Below are 21,204 nucleotides of genomic sequence, written 5' to 3' on the forward strand. Positions count from 1 at the left end.
CGGACTCCAGGAGCCCGGGGCTTTTCGCAGGTCTGTCGATCAGGCGCGACCTACGGCAGCCGGACTCCCGGTGCCGTAGTAAAAGTAGTAGCGCGCAGCGATCACGCCGTCGAGTATGCCCACGCCGGTGGCCGCCGCGCAAGGATTCCGGCGCAAAAAGGGCGGCCCGGCCGTGTGCTCCAGGCGCAGGCACGGCGACCCGGCCCGGCGGACGGCGCGGTCGGGAAGTGTCCGGCTGGCGGCATAGACTTGGTGCGCGATGCATCCTCTCTTCGACATTCCCGCGTCCCCGCCCGCGCCGGAGTCCGCGCCGGCCCGTCCGCACCGGCCCGGGTCGGCCTCCGTCCGCCTCGATCCGCAGCAGCTGCTCGCCGGGCTGAACGGGCCGCAGCGCGACGCCGTCAGCCACGCCGGTTCCCCGTTGCTGATCGTGGCCGGCGCGGGGTCGGGCAAGACCCGGGTGCTCACCCACCGGATCGCCTACCTGCTCGCCGCACGGGACGTGCATCCCGGTGAGATCATCGCCATCACCTTCACCAACAAGGCGGCCGGCGAGATGAAGGAGCGGGTCGCCGCGCTGGTCGGCCCACGGGCCCGACTGATGTGGGTGTCGACGTTCCACTCGGCGTGCGTCCGCATCCTGCGCGCCGAACACGAGCACGCCGGCCTCAAATCGACGTTCTCGATCTACGACGCGGACGACTCCCGCCGACTGATGCAGCTGGTCACCCGCGAGCTGGATCTCGACCCGAAGCGCTACCCGGCGCGTGGTCTGGCCGCCCAGGTCTCCAACCTCAAGAACGAGCTGGTCGACCCGGAGCAGTTCGCCGCGCGGGCCAGCGGGCCCAACGAGCGGGCGCTCGCCGAGGCGTACACGCTGTACCAGCGCCGGCTGCGCGAGGCGCACGCGCTGGACTTCGACGACCTGATCATGACGACGGTGCACCTGCTCCAGTCCCACCCGCACGTCGCGGAGAGCTATCGGCGGCGGTTCCGGCACGTGCTGGTGGACGAGTACCAGGACACCAACCACGCCCAGTACGTCCTGATCAAGGAGCTGGTCTCCGGCACCGACGGGCTGGAGCCGGCCGAGCTGTGCGTGGTCGGTGACGCCGACCAGTCGATCTACGCGTTCCGGGGCGCGACGATCCGCAACATCCTGGAGTTCGAGCGGGACTTCACCGACGCGCGGACGATCCTGCTGGAGCAGAACTACCGCTCCACCCAGACCATCCTGAACGCGGCCAACGCGGTGATCGACCGGAACACCTCCCGCAAGCCGAAGCGGCTGTGGAGCGAGGCCGGTGACGGCGAGCGGATCGTCGGCTATGTGGCCGACACCGAGCACGCCGAGGCGGACTGGGTGGGCCGGGAGATCGACCGGCTGGTCGACGCCGACGAGACACGCCCCGGTGACGTCGCGGTCTTCTACCGCACCAACGCCCAGTCCCGCGTCTTCGAGGAGGTGTTCATCCGCGCCGGCCTGCCGTACAAGGTGGTCGGCGGGGTGCGCTTCTACGAGCGCAAGGAGGTCCGCGACGCGCTGGCGTACCTGCGCTCGGTGGTCAACGACGACGACACGGTGAGCCTGCGGCGGGTGCTGAACACCCCCCGCCGGGGGATCGGCGACCGCGCGGAGGCGTGCGTCGAGGCGCTGTCCAGCCGTGATCGGATTTCCTTCGGCGCGGCGCTGCGCCGGGCCCGGGAGGCGCCCGGCATCTCCACCCGGGCGGCCAACGGCATCGCCGACTTCGTGGCGCTGCTCGACGGCGCGCGGGAGCTGGCCGAGACCGGCACCCCGGAGGAGGTGCTGGAGGCCCTGCTGACCCGCTCGGGTTACCTCACCGAGCTGGAGGAGAGCCTGGACCCGCAGGACGCGGGCCGGGTGGACAACCTCCAGGAACTGGTCAGCGTCGCCCGGGAGTACACCGAGCGGATCGAGGCGACCGGCGCCGACGGGGAGCGCGCCACCCTGGCGGGCTTCCTGGAGCAGGTCGCGCTGGTGGCCGACGCCGACCAGATCCCCTCCGACGACCCCGACCACCAGGGCGTCGTCACCCTCATGACGTTGCACACCGCCAAGGGCCTGGAGTTCCCGGTGGTCTTCCTGACCGGGCTGGAGGACGGCGTCTTCCCGCACCTGCGCTCGCTGGGCGACACCCGCGAGCTGGAGGAGGAGCGCCGACTGGCGTACGTGGGCATCACCCGTGCCCGACAGCGGCTCTACCTCTCCCGGGCGGTGACCCGCTCGGCCTGGGGGCAGCCGTCCTACAACCCGCCGTCGCGGTTCCTGGAGGAGCTGCCGCCGGAGCTGGTGCGCTGGGAGCGCACCGAGGGGTCGTACACCTCGTGGGCCGGCGGGGGCGGCGGCGTCGGCGGTCGTGCCGACCGTGCGCCCGGCGGTCGGGGCACCTTCACCGGCGGCACCCCGAAGGCGGCGCAGCTTGCCCAGCGGCTCGGCGTGGACGGCAGCCGCCTCACCACGGCCAGCGAGTTGCCGCAGGGGCCGAAGGTGGCCGCCGGCGACCGGGTCAACCACCAGCGCTACGGGCTGGGGCGCGTGCTCGCCGTGGAGGGGCACGGCCCGGGCGCCCGCGCGCAGATCGACTTCGGCGACCAGACCATGTGGCTGGTGCTGCGACACGCCCCGGTCGACAAGCTCTGACGCCCGAAACGGCACCTTCGCGAGGTCGCGCTAGAACATGGAAAGAGTGGCCTCCGCCAGCGCGGAGGCCACCCTTTCAGGATTCTGTGCGGGCCAGGCTCAGCAGCCCAGATCGACGCCGCGCGCCCGCATGAACGGGGCGGGGTCGATCTGGTTCCACATGCCCTGGTGCACCTCGAAGTGCAGGTGCGGGCCGGTGGCATCGCCGGTGGCGCCCTCGTAGCCGATCACCTGGCCGGCCTTGACCGCCTGCCCGACGGTGACCGCGATGCGGCTCTGGTGGGCGTAGTGGGTCAGGTAGCCGTTGCCGTGGTCGATGAAGACGGAGTTGCCGTACCCGTCCGCGGCGTCACCGGCCTGGGTGACCGTGCCGGCGGCCGCGGCGCGGATGGGGGTGCCCGAGGGCAGCGCCAGGTCGATCCCGGCGTGCAGGGTGCCCCAGCGCTGGCCGTAGCAGGAGGTGACCGCGGCGCCCGGCATCGGGTCGACCCAGGCGGCCGTCGGCCTGGTGGTCTTCTTCGGCTTCGGCTTCGGCTTGGCGGTGGCCGTCTTCGTCGGTGTCGGGCTGGCGCTGGCCGTCGACGGGCTCACGGTCGGGCTGGCCGACGCCGACGCCGGCGCGCTCGACTCGCGGGTCGAGCGGTCGGCCCGGCTGGCGGCCTCGGCGCGCGACTGGGCGTCGAGCGAGACGGCGGTGGGCGCCGTCCGGTCGGGGCCGGAGGTGGCGACGGCGACCCCACCCAGGCCGAGGGCGACCAGCGCGGCCGCGCCGGCCACGATCAGGCGGTTCCGCCGGCGGGCACGTCGCGGCTGCTCGACGGTGGTGTCGGGGGTGTTCTCGTTCTGGACGGGGCTGTCTTCCTGCACGGCGGACCTTCACAGTCGAGGGGCACTTGACCTCGAAATACTGGTGTCGGGCCGAGCTGGACGACCGTCCGGGACCGGGCGTCCGAACCGGGGGCGGCAGGCCGGCTGACCTGGTATGCGCCGATCTGAAGCACTCCGTCCGGAAAAGTGATCATGCCGTGGCGTGCGGTCGGTCACAGTCCATGCTGTGATCCAGCAGACATCAGCCGCAGGCCGGGCAGGAAAAACCGCCCGGATCGACAGATCCGGGCGGTCAACGGGCGGCACGCAGCGTCAGGAACCCGCTACCTCGCTGTAGATTGCCTCGACTTGCAGCTTGATGTCCACTCCGCGCTCCTGGAGGTACGGAACGGGGTCGATCGGCGCGCCCTTGACATGAAGCTCAAGGTGCAGGTGGGTGCCGTAGGCGTGGCCGGTCTGGCCCACCAGGCCAAGCTGGTCGCCCGCCTTGACCTGCTGGCCCTCCTTGACGCTGAGCGCGGAGGAGTGACCGTAGATGGCCTCGCTGCCGTCGGCGTGCTGGACGATCACCGCGTAGCCGTAGCCGCCGAACCAGCCGGCCTTGGTGACCAGCCCGTCGTGGACCGCCACGTACGGCGTGCCCTCGGGGACGACCAGGTCGACGCCGGTGTGCAGCTTGCCCCACCGCATCCCGTACGGGGAGTTGAAGTCGTAGCCCTGCAGCGGCAGCATCCAGACCTCGGGCTCGGCCGCTTCCTTCGTGCGGCTGTCCCGGGAGGCGCGCTCGGCGTTGTCCGCACGGGCCGCGACGTCCTGACTGGTGATCGACGCCTGCTTGAGCTCGTCGAGCACGGTCGGGCTGACGTCCTTGGCGTCGGGCAGAGCCGACGCGCCCAGCGCGACGATGCCCGCGCCGACGAAGGCGGTGGTGACGACGGCCGCGTAACGGCTACGTGGGGGGGTGGGTACGCGGCGGCGACCGCGATATCGATCGGGCTCAGACGACAGGCGCTGGCGCACGCACACCCTCCGTTGTCGGGGTTCCGAGGCGGCCGGTGGACGTCCGTGAAGCTCCGGTGAACGTCTGCCGACCGCGTCGTCACCCGTCCATGGACCTGATGACAACCGTGGACACGTTAACCAACCACCAGGCGACTCACAAGCCAGAGCGCCAAATTGGCGTGTCGATCTGTCCGTTTGCGTCCGAGATTGTCATGCATCGCGCCGTCGAACGGTGCCCCCGTAACCACCCGTTCGTCGCCGAGCGTGACCGATCCGGCGGAGTCGTCCGGCTTGACGCCGGGGCCCGGGTAAGACGGCCTCGATCGACAGTGCCGGAGGCCGTGCCTGGGCGCGGCGGAATGTCGTACGTGTTTCCGGCCCGGATTTCCCGGCCCCGGCCGGGCGGGTTACCGTTCGTTCAGGTGAAGGCCGTGAAGCCGGTGAAAGGTGTGCGCTGATGAGCTCTCGTATTCGGGTCGTCGTCGCGAAGCCAGGTCTCGACGGCCACGACCGTGGCGCGAAGGTCGTCGCACGCGCCCTGCGCGACGCGGGGATGGAGGTCGTCTACACCGGCCTGCACCAGACGCCCGAGCAGATCGTGGAGACGGCCATCCAGGAGGACGCCGACGCCGTCGGTCTCTCCGTACTCTCCGGCGCGCACATGACGCTCTTCCGTCGGGTGCTGGATCTGCTGGCCGAGCGTGACGCCCGGGACATCGTCGTGTTCGGTGGCGGCATCATTCCCAACGGCGACATCCCCGAGCTGGAGAAGCTGGGCGTCGCGAAGATCTTCACGCCGGGCGCCACCACGCAGGCGATCGTCGAGTGGGTCCGGCAGAACGTCGCGCAGCCGGTCGCCTGAGGCGCCGGTCCGCTGAGGCGACCGGATCTGGGCACGGGGGAGGGGCCGGACGCACCCCTCACACGTCCGGCCCCTCTATGCACGATGCCCCGCCGCCACCCCTCGACCGACAGGGCATCGGCCGTATCCCGTCTTTGCGCTGATCAGCGCGCCGACACCTGACTCAACGACGCCCCGACGGGCGGGTTACGGACCCCCGGCAACATCGTCCGGACGATTGACGCCGCCCACGGCGCGGCCGGAATCAGCTCCACTCGGCACGGGGGTTGTGCATTACCGCACACCGTGCACCCGCTCGGTTGCCGGCGGTGCCCACCTCGCTAGGCTGCCGCCAATGGCCTGTTTCAACTGATGACAGGCGTCAAACTGTTTTCTGAACGCTGGTGGCGGCGCGACGGCGCGCCGCGGAGACGGGACGGGACGCGCAATCGTGGACCTGTACGAGTACCAGGGGCGGGACCTGTTCGAGCGGCACGGCTTGCCCGTGCTGGCCGGCGGCGTCGCCACTACCCCGGAAGAGGCCCGTGCGATCGCCGAACGCCTCGGCGGTCGCGTGGTCGTCAAGGCGCAGGTGAAGGTCGGCGGCCGAGGTAAGGCCGGCGGCGTCAAGCTGGCCGAAGGCGCCGAGGAGACGGTGGCCCGCGCCACCGACATCCTCGGCATGGACATCAAGGGCCACACCGTCCACAAGGTCATGATCACGGTGACGGCGGACGTGGCCGAGGAGTACTACTTCTCGTACCTGCTCGACCGGGCGAACCGCACCTTCCTCTGCATCGCCAGCGTGGCCGGCGGTATGGACATCGAGCAGGTCGCCGCCGAGACCCCCGACCGCGTGGTGAAGGCGCCGATCGACGCGAACACCGGCGTCGACGAGGCCAAGGCGCGGGAGATCGTCACCGCCGCCGGCTTCCCGGCCGAGGTCGCCGACCAGGTCGTCGAGGTGGCCGTCGGCCTGTGGCAGGCGTTCGTTGCCGAGGACGCCACCCTGGTCGAGGTGAACCCCCTCGCGAAGAACGGCGACGGGCGGCTGCTGCTGCTCGACGCGAAGATCACCCTGGACGAGAACGCCGCGTTCCGGCACCCGGACCACGAGGCCCTGGTCGACCAGGCCGCCGTGGACCCGCTGGAGCAGGCCGCCAAGGCCAAGGACCTCAACTACGTCAAGCTCGACGGCGAGGTCGGCATCATCGGCAACGGCGCGGGTCTGGTCATGTCGACCCTCGACGTCGTCGCGTACGCGGGTGAGCGGCACGGCAACGTCAAGCCGGCCAACTTCCTCGACATCGGCGGCGGCGCGAGTGCCGCCGTGATGGCGAACGGGCTGGAGATCGTGCTCTCCGACCCGGCCGTGAAGAGCGTCTTCGTCAACGTCTTCGGCGGCATCACCGCCTGCGACGAGGTCGCCAACGGCATCATCCAGGCGCTCGCCCTGCTGGAGCAGCGCGGCGAGAAGGTCACCAAGCCGCTCGTCGTCCGGCTCGACGGCAACAACGCCGAGGCCGGCCGGGCGATCCTGGACGGCGCGAACAACCCGCTGGTACAGCGGGTGGACACCATGGACGGCGCGGCCGAGCGGGCCGCCGAGCTGGCAGCTGCGGGGGTCTGATCATGGCTATCTGGCTGACCAAGGACTCGAAGGTCATCGTTCAGGGGATGACCGGCTCCGAGGGCTCCAAGCACACCCGGCGGATGCTCGCCGCCGGCACCAACGTGGTGGGCGGCGTCAACCCGCGCAAGGCGGGCCAGAAAGTCGACTTCGACGGCACCGAGCTGCCGGTCTTCGCGTCCGTGGCGGACGCCATGGCCGAGACCGGGGCCGACGTCTCGGTCATCTTCGTGCCGCCGCAGTTCACCAAGGCCGCCGTGGTCGAGGCGATCGACGCCGCGATCCCGCTGGCCGTGGTGATCACCGAGGGCGTGCCGGTGCACGACACCGCCGCGTTCTGGGCGTACAACCTCGCGCAGGGCGAGCGGACCCGGATCATCGGGCCGAACTGCCCCGGCATCGCCTCGCCGGGCGCCTCCAACGCCGGCATCATCCCGGCCGACATCACCGGCTCCGGCCGGATCGGCCTGGTCAGCAAGAGCGGCACGCTGACCTACCAGATGATGTACGAGCTGCGCGACATCGGTTTCTCCACCTGCGTCGGCATCGGTGGCGACCCGATCATCGGCACCACGCACATCGACGCCCTCAAGGCGTTCGAGGCCGACCCGGAGACCGACGCCATCGTGATGATCGGTGAGATCGGTGGCGACGCCGAGGAGCGGGCCGCCGAGTTCATCAAGGGCAACGTCACCAAGCCGGTGGTCGGCTACATCGCCGGCTTCACCGCGCCCCCCGGCAAGACCATGGGTCACGCCGGGGCGATCATCTCCGGCTCGGCCGGCACCGCCGAGGCGAAGCAGGCGGCGCTCGAAGCCGTCGGCGTCAAGGTCGGCAAGACGCCGACCGAGACCGCGAAGCTGATGCGGGAGATCATGTCCGGCAGCTGAGCCGGCACGGCAACACCGAAGGGGTCGACCGGAACTGGTCGGCCCCTTCGTCGTACCGCCGGATCAGTCGTTGTTCCAGAACGGGTAGTTGCCGGTGAGGCGCAGGATCGCGCCGCCGATGATGTTGATCACGCCGAACGCGATGGCGAGGTAGCCGAGAACCGGCGACTGGCCGTTGCGCCGCGCGTCGCGCAGTGACAGGTAGCCGAAGATGATGCCGAGGATGCCGCAACAGATCAGGCCGAGGACGATGCCCAGCACGCCCCAGAGTGTGGTGCGGTCGCGTCCCCGGGCCGGCGGTGGTGGGGGCGGCGGGTATGCGGTCGTCACGGCTACCTCCGGGCGGTCGTGGGCGGCGGACCCCGGGCCGCGACCGGCGAACGAGACCCGGTTGGCGACGACGGCCACCCCCTCTGGCCCGACGCTAGACCCGACGGGACGGCTCCGACTCCGGTTCGCCCAACTCGCCGCCCTCCGGGGCGGGTTAACGGACTGCCCCCGCCCGCGCGACGTGCCAGAGTAGAGCGGATGTCCCCCGTCACCCCTGACCCACCCAGCCGTGCCGGCGGCGTACGCGCCGACGACCGGCCGGTCGACCGCGCCGCGCCGCGTCGGCGGGTTCCCGCGCCGCGCGCCGGTGGGTCGCCGCGTGGGCGTGCGCCGCTGGCCGTCGCCGCCGGGGTGGCCGCGGCCGGGGCGGCTCTCACCTCGTACCTGCCGGTCGCCATCGTGCTCGGCCTGGTTCAGCTCGGCGCGGATTCCACCACGCTGGGCGGCACCCTGCGCACCGCGCTCGCCGGTTGGCTGGTGGGGCACGGGGTGCCGCTGCACACCGAGGCGGGCCCGTTCGGGCTCGCCCCGCTGGCGCTCACCGTGCTCGCGCTCTGGCGACTGACCCGGGCCGGCGTGCACGTGAGCCGCGCGATCGGCGCCCGCGACACCCGCTCACCGCGTCGCGCGCTGATCGCCGCCGCAGCGGTCGGTCTGGCGTACGCGCTGCTCGGCGCGCTCGCCGCGGTGCTGATCGGCGCGGGCGGGCCGCAGGTGTCCCCGGTGCGGGCGGCGGCGACGTTCGCGGTGGTCGGCACGCTCGGCGCGCTGGTCGGTGCGATCCGGATCACCGCAGTGACCCGGCTGCTCGTCACCCGGATACCCGGCCCGCTGCGCGACGGCGTACGCGCTGGGCTGGTGGCCGCGCTCCTCCTGCTCGGGGCGGGCGCCGGCGCGGCCGGTCTGGCCGTGGCCATGGGCGGCGGTGACGCCGCGGACATGATCGGCGCGTACCGGACCGGAGTGGCCGGGCAGGCCGGGATCACCCTGGTCAGCATGGCGTACGCGCCGAACGCCGCGGTCTGGTCGACCAGCTATCTGCTCGGGCCGGGCTTCGCGGTGGGCGTCGACACGGCCGTGCGTACCAGTGAGGTGTCGGTCGGCGCGCTGCCGGCCGTACCGTTGCTCGCTGGCCTGCCGCGCGGCCCGGTGGACGGCCTCGGCGCCCTGCTGCTCGCGGTTCCGGTGCTGGCCGGGATGGTCGCCGGCTGGTTGCTCGCCCGCCGGCTGGCCCGGTCCGCCGGGTCGGAGCGGCCGCCGCGGCGCTGGGCGGAGCTGTTGGCGCCGGCGGCGCTGGCCGGGCCGGTGGCCGGCGTGCTGCTCGGCGTCGCCGCCGCGGCCTCCGGTGGGCCGCTCGGCGCGGGACGGCTGGCACAGCTCGGGCCGGTGGCCTGGCAGGTAGGCGCGGTGGCGGCCGGTGTCGTCGCGGTCGGCGCGCTGCTCGGCGCCGCCGCCACCCGGGTGCTCGCCCGGAGCCCGCGCGCCGCTCAGACACCGCCGGTGCGCCCCGGAGTCTGACCGTCCGGCTGCGCGGCCGACGGTGGCTCGCCCGAGGGTGGGCACGGCCGACGGCGGCGCGGCCAACGGCGGTACGGCCAACGTGGCGCGGCCAACGTGGCGCGGAGACGACGCGGGGCGCCCCGGACGGATCCGGAGCGCCCCGTCGGGAGCAGGGTCTTCTCAGGGCTCGGTCGGCAGGTTGACGTTCGCCACGATGCTGATGATGAGCAGCAGGATGCCCAGGCCGACGCCGACCGCGCCGCAGATCAGGCCAGCCTTGGCCTGGCCGGCGTTGCTGGCCTGGCCCTGGGCGACCTTCTGCTTCGCGAGGTAACCGGTCACCACGCCCGCGATACCCACCGGGATGCCCAGGTAGAGGCAGCAGATCAGCGGGATCGACGCGATGCCGAGGATCATCGACACCAGGCCCAGGGTGTTGTTCTGGCCCTGCTGCTGCGGGTAGCCGGCGTTCGGGTACGTCGGGGTGCCACCGTAGGGCTGCTGCTGGCCGTACGGGGCCTGCGGTGCGCCGTACGGGTCCTGCGGCTGCTGGCCGTACGGGGCACCGGGCTGCTGGCCGTAGGGAGCCGCCGGCGGCTGGCCGTACGGCTGGCCCGAGGTGGGCTGGCCGTAGGGCTGACCCGAGGTGGGCTGCTGGCCGTACGGGGCGGCCGGCGGCGGGGCGTACGGGTCGTGCGGCGGCTGGGGGGCGGTCGGGTCCTGGTTGGGCTGCTGGCCGTACGGGTCCTGACCGGGGTTGCCGGGCTGCATTCGAGAAGCTCCTTGGACTGGTTCCGTCAGTTGCTGCTGTTGTTCCCATCCATGATCGCGGTCAGACCACCTCAGGCACAGCACAGCAGCGCGACGACATACCGCGCATTACCCCCGATAACTATTCAGTCCGCCCGTCGGTCACTGTCACAGATCGGCGAACCGCCCAACCGAGGGGCGTCCTGACCTGCCCGATAGGGTGGCCCGGTGACCGAGCCCGCGTCCGCCGCCCGCATCGTCGTCCTCATTTCCGGCTCCGGGAGCAACCTTCAGGCCCTGCTGGACGCCGCCGCCGACCCCGCGTACGGCGCACAGGTCGTCGCGGTCGGCGCGGACCGCGACGGCATCGCGGGCCTGGACCGGGCCGAGGCCGCGGGGGTGCCGACCTTCGTCGAGCGGGTCCGCGACCATGACAGCCGGGAGGACTGGGACCGCGCGCTCACCGCGCACGTCGCCAAGCACCAGCCCGACCTGGTCATCTCCGCAGGCTTCCTCAAGCTGGTCGGCCCGCACTTCCTCGCCGCCTTCGGCGACCGCTACCTGAACACCCACAACACACTGCTGCCGGCGTTCCCCGGCATCCACGGCCCGCGCGACGCCCTCGCCTACGGCGTGAAGCTCACCGGGGCCACGCTCTTCTTCGTCGACGCCGGCATGGACACCGGGCCGATCGTGGCGCAGGTCGCGGTGCCGGTGCTCGACGACGACGACGTGGACGCGCTCACCGAGCGCATCAAGGAAGCCGAACGGCGCCAGCTCGTCGAGCAGGTCGGCCGCCTGGTCCGCGAAGGCTGGACCATCACCGGAAGGAAGGTCACGGTTCCGTGAGTCCCACTCAGGACGGACGTCGCCCGATTCGGCGGGCGCTGGTCAGCGTCTACGACAAGACCGGATTGGTCGAGCTGGCCCAGGCCCTGCACGCGGCCGGTGTCCAGATCGTGTCCACCGGCAGCACGGCGGGCACCATCGCCGCCGCCGGGGTGCCGGTGACGCCGGTGGAGACGGTGACCGGGTTCCCCGAGGTGCTCGACGGCCGGGTGAAGACCCTGCACCCGAAGGTGCACGCCGGTCTCCTCGCCGACCTGCGCAAGGACACGCACGTCGCCCAGCTCGACGAGCTGGGGGTGGCCGCGTTCGACCTGCTGGTCTCTAACCTCTATCCGTTCCAGGCGACCGTCGCCTCCGGCGCCGGCGTCGAGGAGTGCGTGGAGCAGATCGACATCGGTGGCCCGGCCATGGTGCGGGCCGCCGCCAAGAACCACGCCTCGGTAGCGGTCCTCACCGACCCGGCCGGTTATCCGGCGCTGCTCGGCGCGCTCGACGAGGGTGGCTTCACGCTGGCCCAGCGCCGCGCGCTGGCCGCCCGCGCGTTCGCCGACATCGCCGAGTACGACGTCGCGGTGGCCCAGTGGTGTGCCCAGGAGCTGGCCCCGGCTGACGACTCGTGGCCGACGTTCGCCGGGTCCGCGCTGCGCAAGTCGACAGTGCTGCGCTACGGGGAGAACCCGCACCAGCCCGCCGCGCTCTACGTCGACCCGGACGCCCCGGCGGGGCTGGCCCAGGCCGAGCAGCTGCACGGCAAGGAGATGTCGTACAACAACTACGTCGACGCCGACGCCGCCTGGCGGGCCGCCAACGACTTCGCCGACCAGCCGGCGGTTGCGATCATCAAGCACGCCAACCCGTGCGGCATCGCCGTGGGCGCGGACGTGGCCGAGGCGCACCGCCGGGCGCACGCCTGTGACCCGGTGTCGGCGTTCGGCGGCGTGATCGCGGTCAACCGGCCGGTCTCGGTCGAGCTGGCCGGGCAGGTCGCCGAGATCTTCACCGAGGTGGTGGTCGCCCCCGGCTTCGACGAGGGCGCGGTCGAGGTGTTGCAGGGCAAGAAGAACATCCGGTTGCTGCGGGCGCCGGCCTGGAGCCCGGCGAGGGTCGAGTGGCGGCCGGTGACCGGTGGCGTGCTGTCCCAGGTCGCCGACCGGGTGGACGCTCCCGGTGACGACCCGGCGAACTGGCAGTTGGCGACCGGCGAGGCCGCGGACGAGGAGCTGTTGCGGGACCTCGCGTTCGCCTGGCGGGCGGTGCGCGCGGTGAAGAGCAACGCGATCCTGCTCGCCAAGGACGGCGCCACCGTCGGGGTCGGCATGGGTCAGGTCAACCGGGTCGACTCCGCGCGGTTGGCGGTCGACCGGGCCGGCGCCGACCGCGCCCGGGGATCGGTCGCCGCGTCGGACGCGTTCTTCCCGTTCGCCGACGGCCCGCAGATCCTTCTCGACGCCGGCGTCCGCGCCATCGTCCAGCCCGGCGGCTCGATCCGCGACGAAGAGGTCATCGCAGCGGCCAAAAAGGCCAACGTAACGATGTACCTGACGGGAACCCGCCACTTCTTCCACTGACCCTCGTCTGCACCCCGTCGATCATGAAGTTATTGCCCTGACACGCCGATGTGCAGGGCAATAACTTCATGGTCAACTGCCCCTTTGGGGTCAGGCTGGCGTGACCGGGCGGAGTTCGGCGAAGTGGCAGGCCGAGGGGTGCGGGTCGGCCGCTCTCGGGACCGTCTGCGGATCTTCCTTGGCGCAGATGTCCTGGGCCTTCCAGCAGCGGGTGCGGAAGTGGCAGCCGCTCGGCGGGTCGGCCGGGCTGGGCACGTCGCCGACCAGCCGGATCATGTTGCGCTGGTCGCGTACCTCCGGGTCCGGCACCGGCACGGCCGAGAGCAGCGCCTGGGTGTACGGGTGGGTGGCACGCTCGTAGATCTCGTCCTCGGTGCCGATCTCGACGATCCGGCCGAGGTACATCACGGCCACCCGGTCGGCGATGTGCCGGACCACGGACAGGTCGTGCGCGATGAAGATGTAGGAGAGCCCGAGCTCGTCCTGGAGCTGCTCCAGCAGGTTGATCACCTGGGCCTGGATGGAGACGTCCAGCGCCGAGACCGGCTCGTCGCAGACGATGATCTCGGGCCGCAGGGCGAGCGCGCGGGCGATGCCGATGCGCTGGCGCTGACCGCCGGAGAACTGGTGCGGGTACCGGTTGATGTGTTCCGGGTTGAGCCCGACCAGGTCCAGCAACTCCTGCACCCGCTTGGCCTTGCTGCCCTTCGGTGCGGCGTCCCGGTGGATCTCGAACGGCTCACCGATGATGTCGCCGACCGTCATCCGCGGGTTCAGCGAGGTGTACGGGTCCTGCATGACCATCTGCATGTTGCGGCGCAGCCGGCGCAGCTCGCCCCCGGAGGCCTTGAACAGGTCCCTGCCCTCCAGGGTGGCCCGGCCCGAGGTGGGCGTCTCCAGCCGCATCAGCAGCCGGGCGAGGGTGGACTTGCCGCAGCCGGACTCGCCGACCACGCCCAGCGTCTCGCCCCGGCGCAGCTCGAAGCTCACGCCGTCGACGGCCTTGACGGCGCCGATCTGCCGCTGGAACAGCACACCCTGACTGATCGGGAAGTGCTTCACCAGGTTGTCGACGGAGAGGATGGTCTCGCCCCGGACCTTGGTGGAGCTAGCGGGCGCTGTCATCACGAACCTCCTGCGCGAAGTGGCAAGCGCTGGTCCGGCCGTCGCCGAGGACCAGGTCGTGCGGCACCACGTCCACGCAGACCTGCTGGACGTACGGGCACCGGGGGTGGAACGGGCACCCGGACGGGATGCGCATCAGGTTCGGCGGCAAACCCTTGATCGTCGACAGTTCCTGGCCGCGGACGTCCATCCGCGGGATCGACTCCAACAACCCCTTGGTGTACGGGTGGGCCGGCGCCTTGTAGAGCGAGCGGACGTCGGCGTGCTCGACGATCCGACCCGCGTACATGACCGCGATCCGGTCCGCGACGCCGGCGACCACACCCAGGTCGTGGGTGATCAGGATCATCGCCATGTTGAGGTCCCGGCGCAGGTCGGCCAGCAGGTCCATGATCTGGGCCTGCACCGTGACGTCGAGCGCGGTGGTGGGCTCGTCGGCGATCAGCACCTTCGGGTCCAGCGCCAGCGCCATGGCGATCATGACGCGTTGCCGCATGCCGCCGGAGAACTGGTGCGGGTAGTCGCCGATCCGCTTGGCGGCACCGGGGATCTTGACCAGGTCCATCAGCTCGACGGCCCGGCGGCGGGCGTCGCCCCGGGACATGCCGGAGCGCTGGCGCAGCGTCTCGCCGATCTGCCAGCCGACCGGGAAGACCGGGTTCAGCGCGGAGAGCGCGTCCTGGAAGATCATCGCGATTTCCTTGCCGCGGACCTGCCGGCGCTGCTCCTCGGACGCCGTGAGCAGGTCCTGACCCCGGTAGAGGATCTGGCCGGAGCGGACGAACGCGGGTGGCGTGTCCAGGATGCCCATGATCGCCTGGGCGGTGACCGACTTGCCCGAGCCGGATTCGCCGAGCACCGCGAGGGTCTCCCCGGCGTCCAGGTGGTACGACACGCCGTTGATCACCCGGGCCACGCCCTCGTTGGTCCGGAACTCGACGTGCAGGTCCCGCAGCTCCAGCAGGTGGCCGCCCTCAGGGGTGGGGGAGGCGGGGGTGGGTTCGACGGTGGAGTGGGTCATCAGAGAGTCACCGCAACTTCGGGTCGAAGGCGTCACGGATCGCGTCGCCGAGCATGATGAACGCCAGCACGGTCAGCGCGAGGAAGGCCGACGGGACGATCAGCGGAGTCGCCGCCTCCCGCATGTGGATACGGCCGGTGTCGATGTCCTGGCCCCACGAGATGGTCGGCGCCTTGAGGCCGATGCCCAGGAAGGAGAGCGTCGCCTCGGCGGCGATGAACGAGCCGAGCGCGATGGTCAGCACGACGATGGCCGGGGCCAGTGAGTTCGGCAGGATGTGCCGCCACATGATCCGGCCGTTGCCGGCGCCGAGCATCCGGGCCGCCGCCACGTAGTCCTGCTCCTTGGCGGTGATCACCGAGGAGCGGACGACGCGGGCCGCCGTGGTCCAGCCGAGAATGGCCAGTACGAAGATCACCGCGGCGATCCGGGCGTTGTCGCTGGCGGTGGAGACGCGCTTGAGCAGCACGATCGCGGCCAGCAGCAGCGGGATGCCGAGCACCACGTCGATCACCCGGGAGAGCACCGCGTCGACCCAGCGGCCGAAGTACCCGGCCACCATGCCGACGGTCAGCGCGATCACGCCGGTGCCGAGCGCGGCGAGCGCGCCGACCAGCAGCGAGGCGCGCGTGCCGTAGACCGCGCGGGAGTACGTGTCGCAGCCCTGGAAGTCGTACCCGAAGATGGCCCCGCCGGACGGCCCGGCGTGCTGCCGGGAGAGCAGGCAGTCGCTCGGGCTGTTGGCGGTGAACAGGCCGGGGGCGAGGGCCATCAGGGTGAAGAGGACGACGAGCGTCAGCGAGATCCAGAAGATCGGGTTGCGGCGCAGGTCACGCCAGGCGTCGCCGGCCAGGCTGCGCGGCTTGTGCGGCGCGCCGACCTGGTTCGGTGTGCCCGGCTCGCCCGAGGGGCCCCGCCGTGCGGCCTGGTTCTCGCTGGCCGCCACAGTTTCAAAGTCACTCATGCCGGCACCTCGCTGCGCTCGGTGCCGGCATGAGAGCCCAAGCACGCTGCGCTGATGATTCGTTCGCTGCTCTCACTCATAGCGGATCCTCGGGTCGAGTACGGCGTACAGGACGTCCACCACCAGGTTCGAGACCAGGTAGACCACGACGAGCACGCTGACGATGCCCACCACCAGGGGGCCGTCCTCGGTGCGGATGCCGCGGAAGAGGTTGAAGCCCACGCCGGGGATGTTGAAGACGCCCTCGGTGATGATCGCGCCGCTCATCAGGTTGCCCAGCTCCACACCGAGGAAGGTGACCACCGGGATGAGCGAGTTGCGCAGCACGTGGACGGTGACGATGCGGCGCTTGACCAGGCCCTTGGACCGCGCGGTCCGGACGTAGTCGGCGCGCAGGTTCTCGGCCACCGAGGTACGGGTCAGCCGCAGCGCGGTGGCCAGCGACAGCGAGCCGAGCACGATGCCCGGCAGCAGCAGCGCGTAGAACGTCGGCTGGGAGCCGGCGGTGGGCGGGAAGAGCTGCCACTTGACGCCCAGGAAGTACTGGGCGAGCGGCGCCAGCACGATGGTCGGGATGCCCAGCACGAGCAGGGTCAGCACCAGCGTCGAGTTGTCGAAGATGCTGGCCCGGCGGATGCCGGCGACCACGCCGGCGCTGACTCCGAAGATGATCGCCACGGCGAGCGCGATGAGCGCGAGCTTGAGGGTGACCGGCCAGGCCGCCTGCAGGATGTCGCCGATCTGGCGGCCGGTCAGGGACTGGCCGAGGTCACCCTGGAGCAGGTTCTTGACGTAGTCGAAGTAGCGGTAGAAGAAGCCGCCGACGCCTGTCGCGTCGAGGTGGTACTTCTCCGTCAGGTAGGCCCGTTGGGCCGGCGTCACCGGGCGTTCGCCCGCGAGGGCCTGGATGGGGTCGCCCTGGCCGGCGAACATCAGCGCGTAGACGATCAGGGTGGTCCCGAAGAACGCCAGGACCATCTGCAGTAGGCGCCGCAAGATGTAGCGGAACATGCTTAGCAGTCTCTCCGGAAATATGCGAAAGGGTCGCAGGACGGCATCTCTGGTCGTACCCGAAATATCCGAGACGTGCCGTCCGGCCCGGGGGAGGCCGGCGCCACCGACTGCGGGCCCACGCGAGCGGCCCGGCCGGTACAGCGCGGTCCGGGCCACCCGGGCGTCGTCGCCCGGGTGGCCCGAATCCGTTGGTCAGCTCAGCTGGCCGCTTCGATCTTGATGAGGTTGACCCGCTGGAACAGGTCCATCTGCACGTTCTTGACCTTGGACGAGGTGCCGTACACGTTCTCGCCGAAGCGGAGCGGGATCACCGGCATGTCCTTGGCCAGGATGTCCTCCGCCTGCTGGTACTTGGCGATCGCCTCGTCCTGCGTCTTGGCGGCGGAACCCTCCTTGACGAGCTTGTCGAACTCCGGGTTGCTGTAGCCGTAGTAGTTCGACGAGCCGTTGGTGCTGTACAGCGGGCCGAGGTAGTCCTCCATGGAGGGGTAGTCCATGACCCAGCCCAGCCGGAACATGCCAACCGGCTGCTTCTTCTCGACCTTGGTGAGCAGGTCGGCGAACTTCGGCTCGGCCGAGCCGACAACGTCCACGCCCAGGTTGGCCTTCAGCTGGTTGGCGGTCGCGTCGACCCAGTCCTTGTGACCGCCGTCGCCGTTGTAGGAGATGACGATCTTCGACGGTCCGCCGGCGGCCTGGTAGAGCTTCTTGGCCTCGGTCGGGTTGAACTCACCCGACGCGCCGGTGGTGTTCTCCCGGTAGCCCGGCAGGACCGGCGAGACGAAGGAGCGCGCCGGCGTCTGCGAGCCCTTGAAGACCGACTTGGTGATCTCGTCACGGTCGATCGCCATCGAGATGGCCTTGCGCACGTCCGGGTTGCTGAAGTTCTTGTCGAACGTCGGGAAGGCCAGGAACTGGAACGACGACATCGGGCTGGTCTGGTACCGGTCGCCCAGGTCGGTCGGCGCGTTGCCGAGGCTCTCGGTCGGGATCGTCGGGAGCACGTCCAGGTTGTCGCCCAGCACGTCCGCGTAGGCCGCGGTGAGCTGCTGGTAGACCCGGAACTCGACGTCCTGCACCTTGGGCTTCTCACCCGGGTAGGCGTCGTACCGCTCGACGTCGATCTTGCTGTCGTGCTGCCAGGTGCCCTTCATCTTGAACGGGCCCTGACCGATCGGTGCCTGCTCGTAAGAGTCCTTGAGCACGCCCGGAGCCGAGAACGCGGCGTCCGGCAGCGGGTAGAACGCGTTGTATCCGAGCATCGTCTTGAAATCGATGTACGGAGCGCTGAGCGTCACCTGGAAGGTCAGGTCGTCGACCTTCTTCAGGCCGGACATCTCCTTGGCCTTCGGCTTGTCGCCCTGCAGGTCCTGGTAGCCGGCGATCTTCTCGAAGAAGTAGCTGCCACCCTGGCCGTTGGGCGCGTAGGCGCCGTAGTTCCACGCGTTGATGTAGTCCTCGGACGTGACCTTCTCGCCGTTGTGGAAGGTGTAGCCGTCCTTGAGCTTGATCGTCCAGACCGTGTTGTCGGACGAGGTGATCGACTGCGCGGCGACCTCGTACGGCTTGTTCTGGGCGTCGTAGTCGACGAGCGGGCTGAACAGGCCGGCGAGCACCTGCGACCCGGACGTCTCGGTGGTGTTGGTCGGAACCAGGTGCTGGGGCTCGGCGATCTGAATGCTGACCGCCGAACTGCCGTTGCCGCCGGATCCACCGTCTCCGCCGCTGCCGCAGGCCGCGAGGCCCAGCGTCACCGCGAGCGGGAGGGCGGTCCAGGCGGCGAGTCTACGAACTCGCATAGAGCCTCCTCATCTCCTCACGCTGCGCAGTCAGGCCCGACGCTGGGTTTACGCTGCGCAACAAGCGGTAACGGTAGGTCGAGATACCGGCCGTCGACAACGGCCCGGTTGCGGGTGCGTAACGGTCCGAGGACGTCTTCCTTGCGCGGCTCCCTCGTGCGTGCTAGCCCAAACCGGACAAGCGGCTTTGAGCTGCACATTCGCCAACAAGGCCGAAGTCTCGTGGGTGCTGCTGGCAGGGATTCGGCCGCCTCCGGCGGGTCCGTCCGGTATCCGCCGCGTGCGCAGGCGCCGACCGCTTTCTCGGTGACGGGATCCACAAATTGTCACCCAGAGTGATGAGCAACACGTAACTCATCGTGACCTTCGGTGGTGTGGCCGGTGCCTCGGCGGCCGTCCGGAGTGAGGTCGCCGGAACGGCACGTGCCGGACATGAGACGATCTGGTGGTGACGGCGACGCTTCTGGACGGCAAGGCGACCGCGGCGGAGATCAAGGACGAGCTGCGGATACGGGTGAAGGCTCTCGCGGAGCGCGGCATCACCCCCGGGCTCGGCACGGTCCTGGTCGGGGCCGACCCGGGCAGCCAGGCGTACGTCAACGGCAAGCACCGTGACTGCGCCGAGGTGGGCATCGCCTCGATCCGCCGGGAGCTGCCGGCCGACGCCACCCAGCAGCAGGTCGACGACGTCCTGGCCGAGCTGAACGCCGACCCGGCGTGCCACGGCTACATCGTCCAGCTGCCGCTGCCCGTCCACCTGGACACCCAGCGGGTGCTGGAGCTCATCGACCCGGCCAAGGACGCCGACGGCCTGCACCCGGTCAACCTGGGTCGTCTCGTCCTCGGCTACGACGGTCCGCTGCCCTGCACCCCGCGCGGCATCGTGGAGCTGCTCCGCCGTCACGACGTGGCGCTGCGCGGTGCCACCGTGGCTGTCGTCGGCCGGGGCAACACCGTCGGCCGTCCGCTCGGCCTGCTGCTCACCCGTCGCAGCGAGAACGCCACCGTCACCCTGTGCCACACCGGCACCCTCGACCTCGCCTCGCACACCCGGGCCGCCGACATCGTCATCGTCGCGGCCGGCGTACCGGGGCTGCTGACCGCCGACATGATCAACCCGGGTGCCGTCGTCGTGGACGTCGGCATCACCCGGGTGATCGGCCCGGACGGCAAGGGCCGCTACACCGGCGACGTCGCTCCGGAGGTGGCCGAGACGGCCGGCGCGCTGGTTCCGATGCCCGGCGGCGTCGGCCCGATGACCCGCGCCATGCTGCTGACCAACGTCGTGGAGCGCGCCGAGCGCGGCTGACGCGTCGACGCTGTCCCACGAGTGCCGTTCGCGTCTGTCCGGTCATAACTGTCCGCCCCTGGCCCGATCAGTGCCAGGATGGCTGATACGGTCCGGAAAACCGACTGGTATCAGGGAGTGGGACGACCATGGGTAAGAAGGTCACTGTCGTCGGGGCTGGCTTCTACGGCTCCACCACCGCACAGCGCCTGGCCGAGTACGACGTCTTCGACACCGTTGTGATCACCGACATCGTGGAGGGCAAGCCCGCGGGCCTCGCGCTCGACCTCAACCAGTCGCGGGCCATCGAGGGCTTCGAGACCAAGGTCGTCGGCGTGACCACCGGCCCGAACGGCGAGGGCTACGAGGCCATCGAGGGCTCCGACGTCGTCGTCATCACCGCTGGCCTGCCCCGTAAGCCGGGCATGAGCCGGATGGACCTGCTGGAGACCAACGCCAAGATCGTGCGGCAGGTCGCCGAGAACGTGGCCAAGTACGCCCCCAGCGCCGTCGTCATCGTCGTCTCCAACCCGCTGGACGAGATGACCGCGCTGGCGCAGCTCGCCACCCAGTTCCCCAAGAACCGGGTGCTCGGCCAGGCCGGCATGCTCGACACCGCCCGGTTCAGCAACTTCGTCGCCGAGGCGCTGAACGTGCCGGTGGCGTCGGTACGCACGCTGACCCTGGGCTCGCACGGCGACACCATGGTCCCGGTGCCGTCCAAGAGCACCGTCAACGGCAAGCCGCTGCGTGACGCGATGCCGGCCGAGCAGATCGAGGAGCTGGTCGTCAAGACCCGCAACGGTGGCGCCGAGGTCGTCGCACTGCTCAAGACCGGTTCGGCGTACTACGCCCCGTCCGCCGCCGCGGCGCGGATGGCGAAGGCCGTGGCCGAGGACTCCGGCGACGTCATGCCGGTCTGCGCCTGGGTCGACGGCGAGTACGGCATCTCCGGCGTCTACCTGGGTGTCGAGGCCGAGATCGGCCGCGAGGGTGTCCGTCGGATCGTCGAGACCGACCTGGACGCCGACGAGCTGGCCAGCCTCCTGGCCGCCGCCGAGGCCGTCCGCGCCAAGCAGGGCGACATTTCCAGCATGTAGTTCGTACCCAACCCGCAGGAGGGCGCGCCGGCTCTGCCGG

At 70.7% G+C, this 21,204-nt stretch carries 18 protein-coding genes; 9 read left to right on the forward strand and 9 right to left on the reverse strand.

All coding sequences use genetic code 11. From position 1 onward, the window contains the following. Window positions 1–259: 259 nt before the first annotated feature. The gene (gene pcrA / locus ABZU46_RS06225; RefSeq protein ID WP_354855376.1) at window positions 260–2,665 is read left to right on the forward strand and encodes a DNA helicase PcrA; all 2,406 of its coding nucleotides are present in this window, start codon (window positions 260–262) and stop codon (window positions 2,663–2,665) included. Between the two features lie 99 nt (window positions 2,666–2,764). Here the strand turns inward: pcrA and ABZU46_RS06230 are convergent, their stop codons facing one another. Together ABZU46_RS06230 and ABZU46_RS06235 are read right to left on the reverse strand one after the other, a co-directional pair. After that, window positions 2,765–3,532, reverse strand: coding sequence for a M23 family metallopeptidase (locus ABZU46_RS06230; protein ID WP_354855377.1), 768 nt, complete (start codon window positions 3,530–3,532; stop codon window positions 2,765–2,767). 273 nt (window positions 3,533–3,805) lie between these two features. Then, window positions 3,806–4,513: a M23 family metallopeptidase gene (locus tag ABZU46_RS06235; protein ID WP_234590189.1), complete on the reverse strand. Its 708-nt coding sequence runs from the start codon at window positions 4,511–4,513 to the stop codon at window positions 3,806–3,808. A 439-nt stretch (window positions 4,514–4,952) separates the two neighbouring features. On the opposite strand from ABZU46_RS06235, the gene ABZU46_RS06240 reads away from it, so the two are divergent. From ABZU46_RS06240 to sucD, 3 genes are all read left to right on the forward strand, one after another. Next, window positions 4,953–5,357 carry a cobalamin B12-binding domain-containing protein gene (locus tag ABZU46_RS06240; protein WP_354855378.1) on the forward strand — a complete coding sequence of 135 codons (405 nt, stop codon included), beginning with the start codon at window positions 4,953–4,955 and terminating at the stop codon, window positions 5,355–5,357. 430 nt (window positions 5,358–5,787) lie between these two features. Then, on the forward strand, window positions 5,788–6,966 hold the full coding sequence (gene sucC, locus ABZU46_RS06245; RefSeq protein ID WP_354855379.1) for an ADP-forming succinate--CoA ligase subunit beta: 1,179 nt from the start codon (window positions 5,788–5,790) through the stop codon (window positions 6,964–6,966). Window positions 6,967–6,968: 2 nt separating this feature from the next. Further along, window positions 6,969–7,856 (forward strand): succinate--CoA ligase subunit alpha, encoded by an 888-nt coding sequence (gene sucD, locus ABZU46_RS06250; RefSeq protein WP_354855380.1) that lies wholly within the window; start codon window positions 6,969–6,971, stop codon window positions 7,854–7,856. A gap of 63 nt (window positions 7,857–7,919) precedes the next feature. Here the strand turns inward: sucD and ABZU46_RS06255 are convergent, their stop codons facing one another. Continuing rightward, complete coding sequence (locus ABZU46_RS06255) at window positions 7,920–8,186, reverse strand: DUF4190 domain-containing protein (protein ID WP_354855381.1); 267 nt, start codon at window positions 8,184–8,186, stop codon at window positions 7,920–7,922. Window positions 8,187–8,384: 198 nt separating this feature from the next. Here ABZU46_RS06255 and ABZU46_RS06260 point away from each other — a divergent pair, with 198 nt between their 5' ends. Beyond that, window positions 8,385–9,704, forward strand: coding sequence for a DUF6350 family protein (locus ABZU46_RS06260; protein WP_354855382.1), 1,320 nt, complete (start codon window positions 8,385–8,387; stop codon window positions 9,702–9,704). A 162-nt stretch (window positions 9,705–9,866) separates the two neighbouring features. Here ABZU46_RS06260 and ABZU46_RS06265 read toward each other — a convergent pair whose 3' ends face one another. After that, window positions 9,867–10,457, reverse strand: coding sequence for a DUF4190 domain-containing protein (locus tag ABZU46_RS06265; protein ID WP_354855383.1), 591 nt, complete (start codon window positions 10,455–10,457; stop codon window positions 9,867–9,869). Between the two features lie 207 nt (window positions 10,458–10,664). Here ABZU46_RS06265 and purN point away from each other — a divergent pair, with 207 nt between their 5' ends. Next, a complete protein-coding gene (purN, locus tag ABZU46_RS06270) occupies window positions 10,665–11,285 on the forward strand; it encodes a phosphoribosylglycinamide formyltransferase (RefSeq protein ID WP_354855384.1) in 621 nt (206 codons plus the stop codon). After that, entirely contained in the window at window positions 11,282–12,853 is a 1,572-nt protein-coding gene (gene purH / locus ABZU46_RS06275) for a bifunctional phosphoribosylaminoimidazolecarboxamide formyltransferase/IMP cyclohydrolase (protein WP_354855385.1), read from the forward strand. The genes purN and purH overlap by 4 nt, the downstream gene beginning before the upstream one ends. Before the next feature lie 90 nt (window positions 12,854–12,943). Here purH and ABZU46_RS06280 read toward each other — a convergent pair whose 3' ends face one another. The 5 genes from ABZU46_RS06280 to ABZU46_RS06300 all read right to left on the reverse strand — a co-directional run bounded on the left by ABZU46_RS06280 (window position 12,944) and on the right by ABZU46_RS06300 (window position 18,776). Beyond that, window positions 12,944–13,978, reverse strand: a complete 1,035-nt coding sequence (locus ABZU46_RS06280; RefSeq protein WP_354855386.1) for a dipeptide ABC transporter ATP-binding protein — start codon at window positions 13,976–13,978, stop codon at window positions 12,944–12,946. Continuing rightward, window positions 13,962–14,999 (reverse strand): ABC transporter ATP-binding protein, encoded by a 1,038-nt coding sequence (locus ABZU46_RS06285; protein WP_354855387.1) that lies wholly within the window; start codon window positions 14,997–14,999, stop codon window positions 13,962–13,964. Before ABZU46_RS06285 ends, ABZU46_RS06280 begins: the two co-directional genes overlap by 17 nt. Before the next feature lie 7 nt (window positions 15,000–15,006). Beyond that, window positions 15,007–15,963: an ABC transporter permease gene (locus ABZU46_RS06290; RefSeq protein ID WP_354855388.1), complete on the reverse strand. Its 957-nt coding sequence runs from the start codon at window positions 15,961–15,963 to the stop codon at window positions 15,007–15,009. Window positions 15,964–16,035: 72 nt separating this feature from the next. Continuing rightward, complete coding sequence (locus ABZU46_RS06295; RefSeq protein ID WP_354855389.1) at window positions 16,036–16,974, reverse strand: ABC transporter permease; 939 nt, start codon at window positions 16,972–16,974, stop codon at window positions 16,036–16,038. A 200-nt stretch (window positions 16,975–17,174) separates the two neighbouring features. Continuing rightward, window positions 17,175–18,776, reverse strand: coding sequence for an ABC transporter substrate-binding protein (locus ABZU46_RS06300; protein ID WP_354855390.1), 1,602 nt, complete (start codon window positions 18,774–18,776; stop codon window positions 17,175–17,177). A 448-nt stretch (window positions 18,777–19,224) separates the two neighbouring features. Here ABZU46_RS06300 and ABZU46_RS06305 point away from each other — a divergent pair, with 448 nt between their 5' ends. Next, window positions 19,225–20,085: a bifunctional methylenetetrahydrofolate dehydrogenase/methenyltetrahydrofolate cyclohydrolase gene (locus ABZU46_RS06305; RefSeq protein ID WP_354855391.1), complete on the forward strand. Its 861-nt coding sequence runs from the start codon at window positions 19,225–19,227 to the stop codon at window positions 20,083–20,085. A 128-nt stretch (window positions 20,086–20,213) separates the two neighbouring features. Continuing rightward, window positions 20,214–21,164: a malate dehydrogenase gene (locus tag ABZU46_RS06310; RefSeq protein ID WP_354855392.1), complete on the forward strand. Its 951-nt coding sequence runs from the start codon at window positions 20,214–20,216 to the stop codon at window positions 21,162–21,164. Window positions 21,165–21,204: the final 40 nt, after the last annotated feature.

Origin of the sequence: Micromonospora sp. NPDC005197, from assembly GCF_040608295.1 — a bacterium.
GTDB lineage: Bacteria > Actinomycetota > Actinomycetes > Mycobacteriales > Micromonosporaceae > Micromonospora.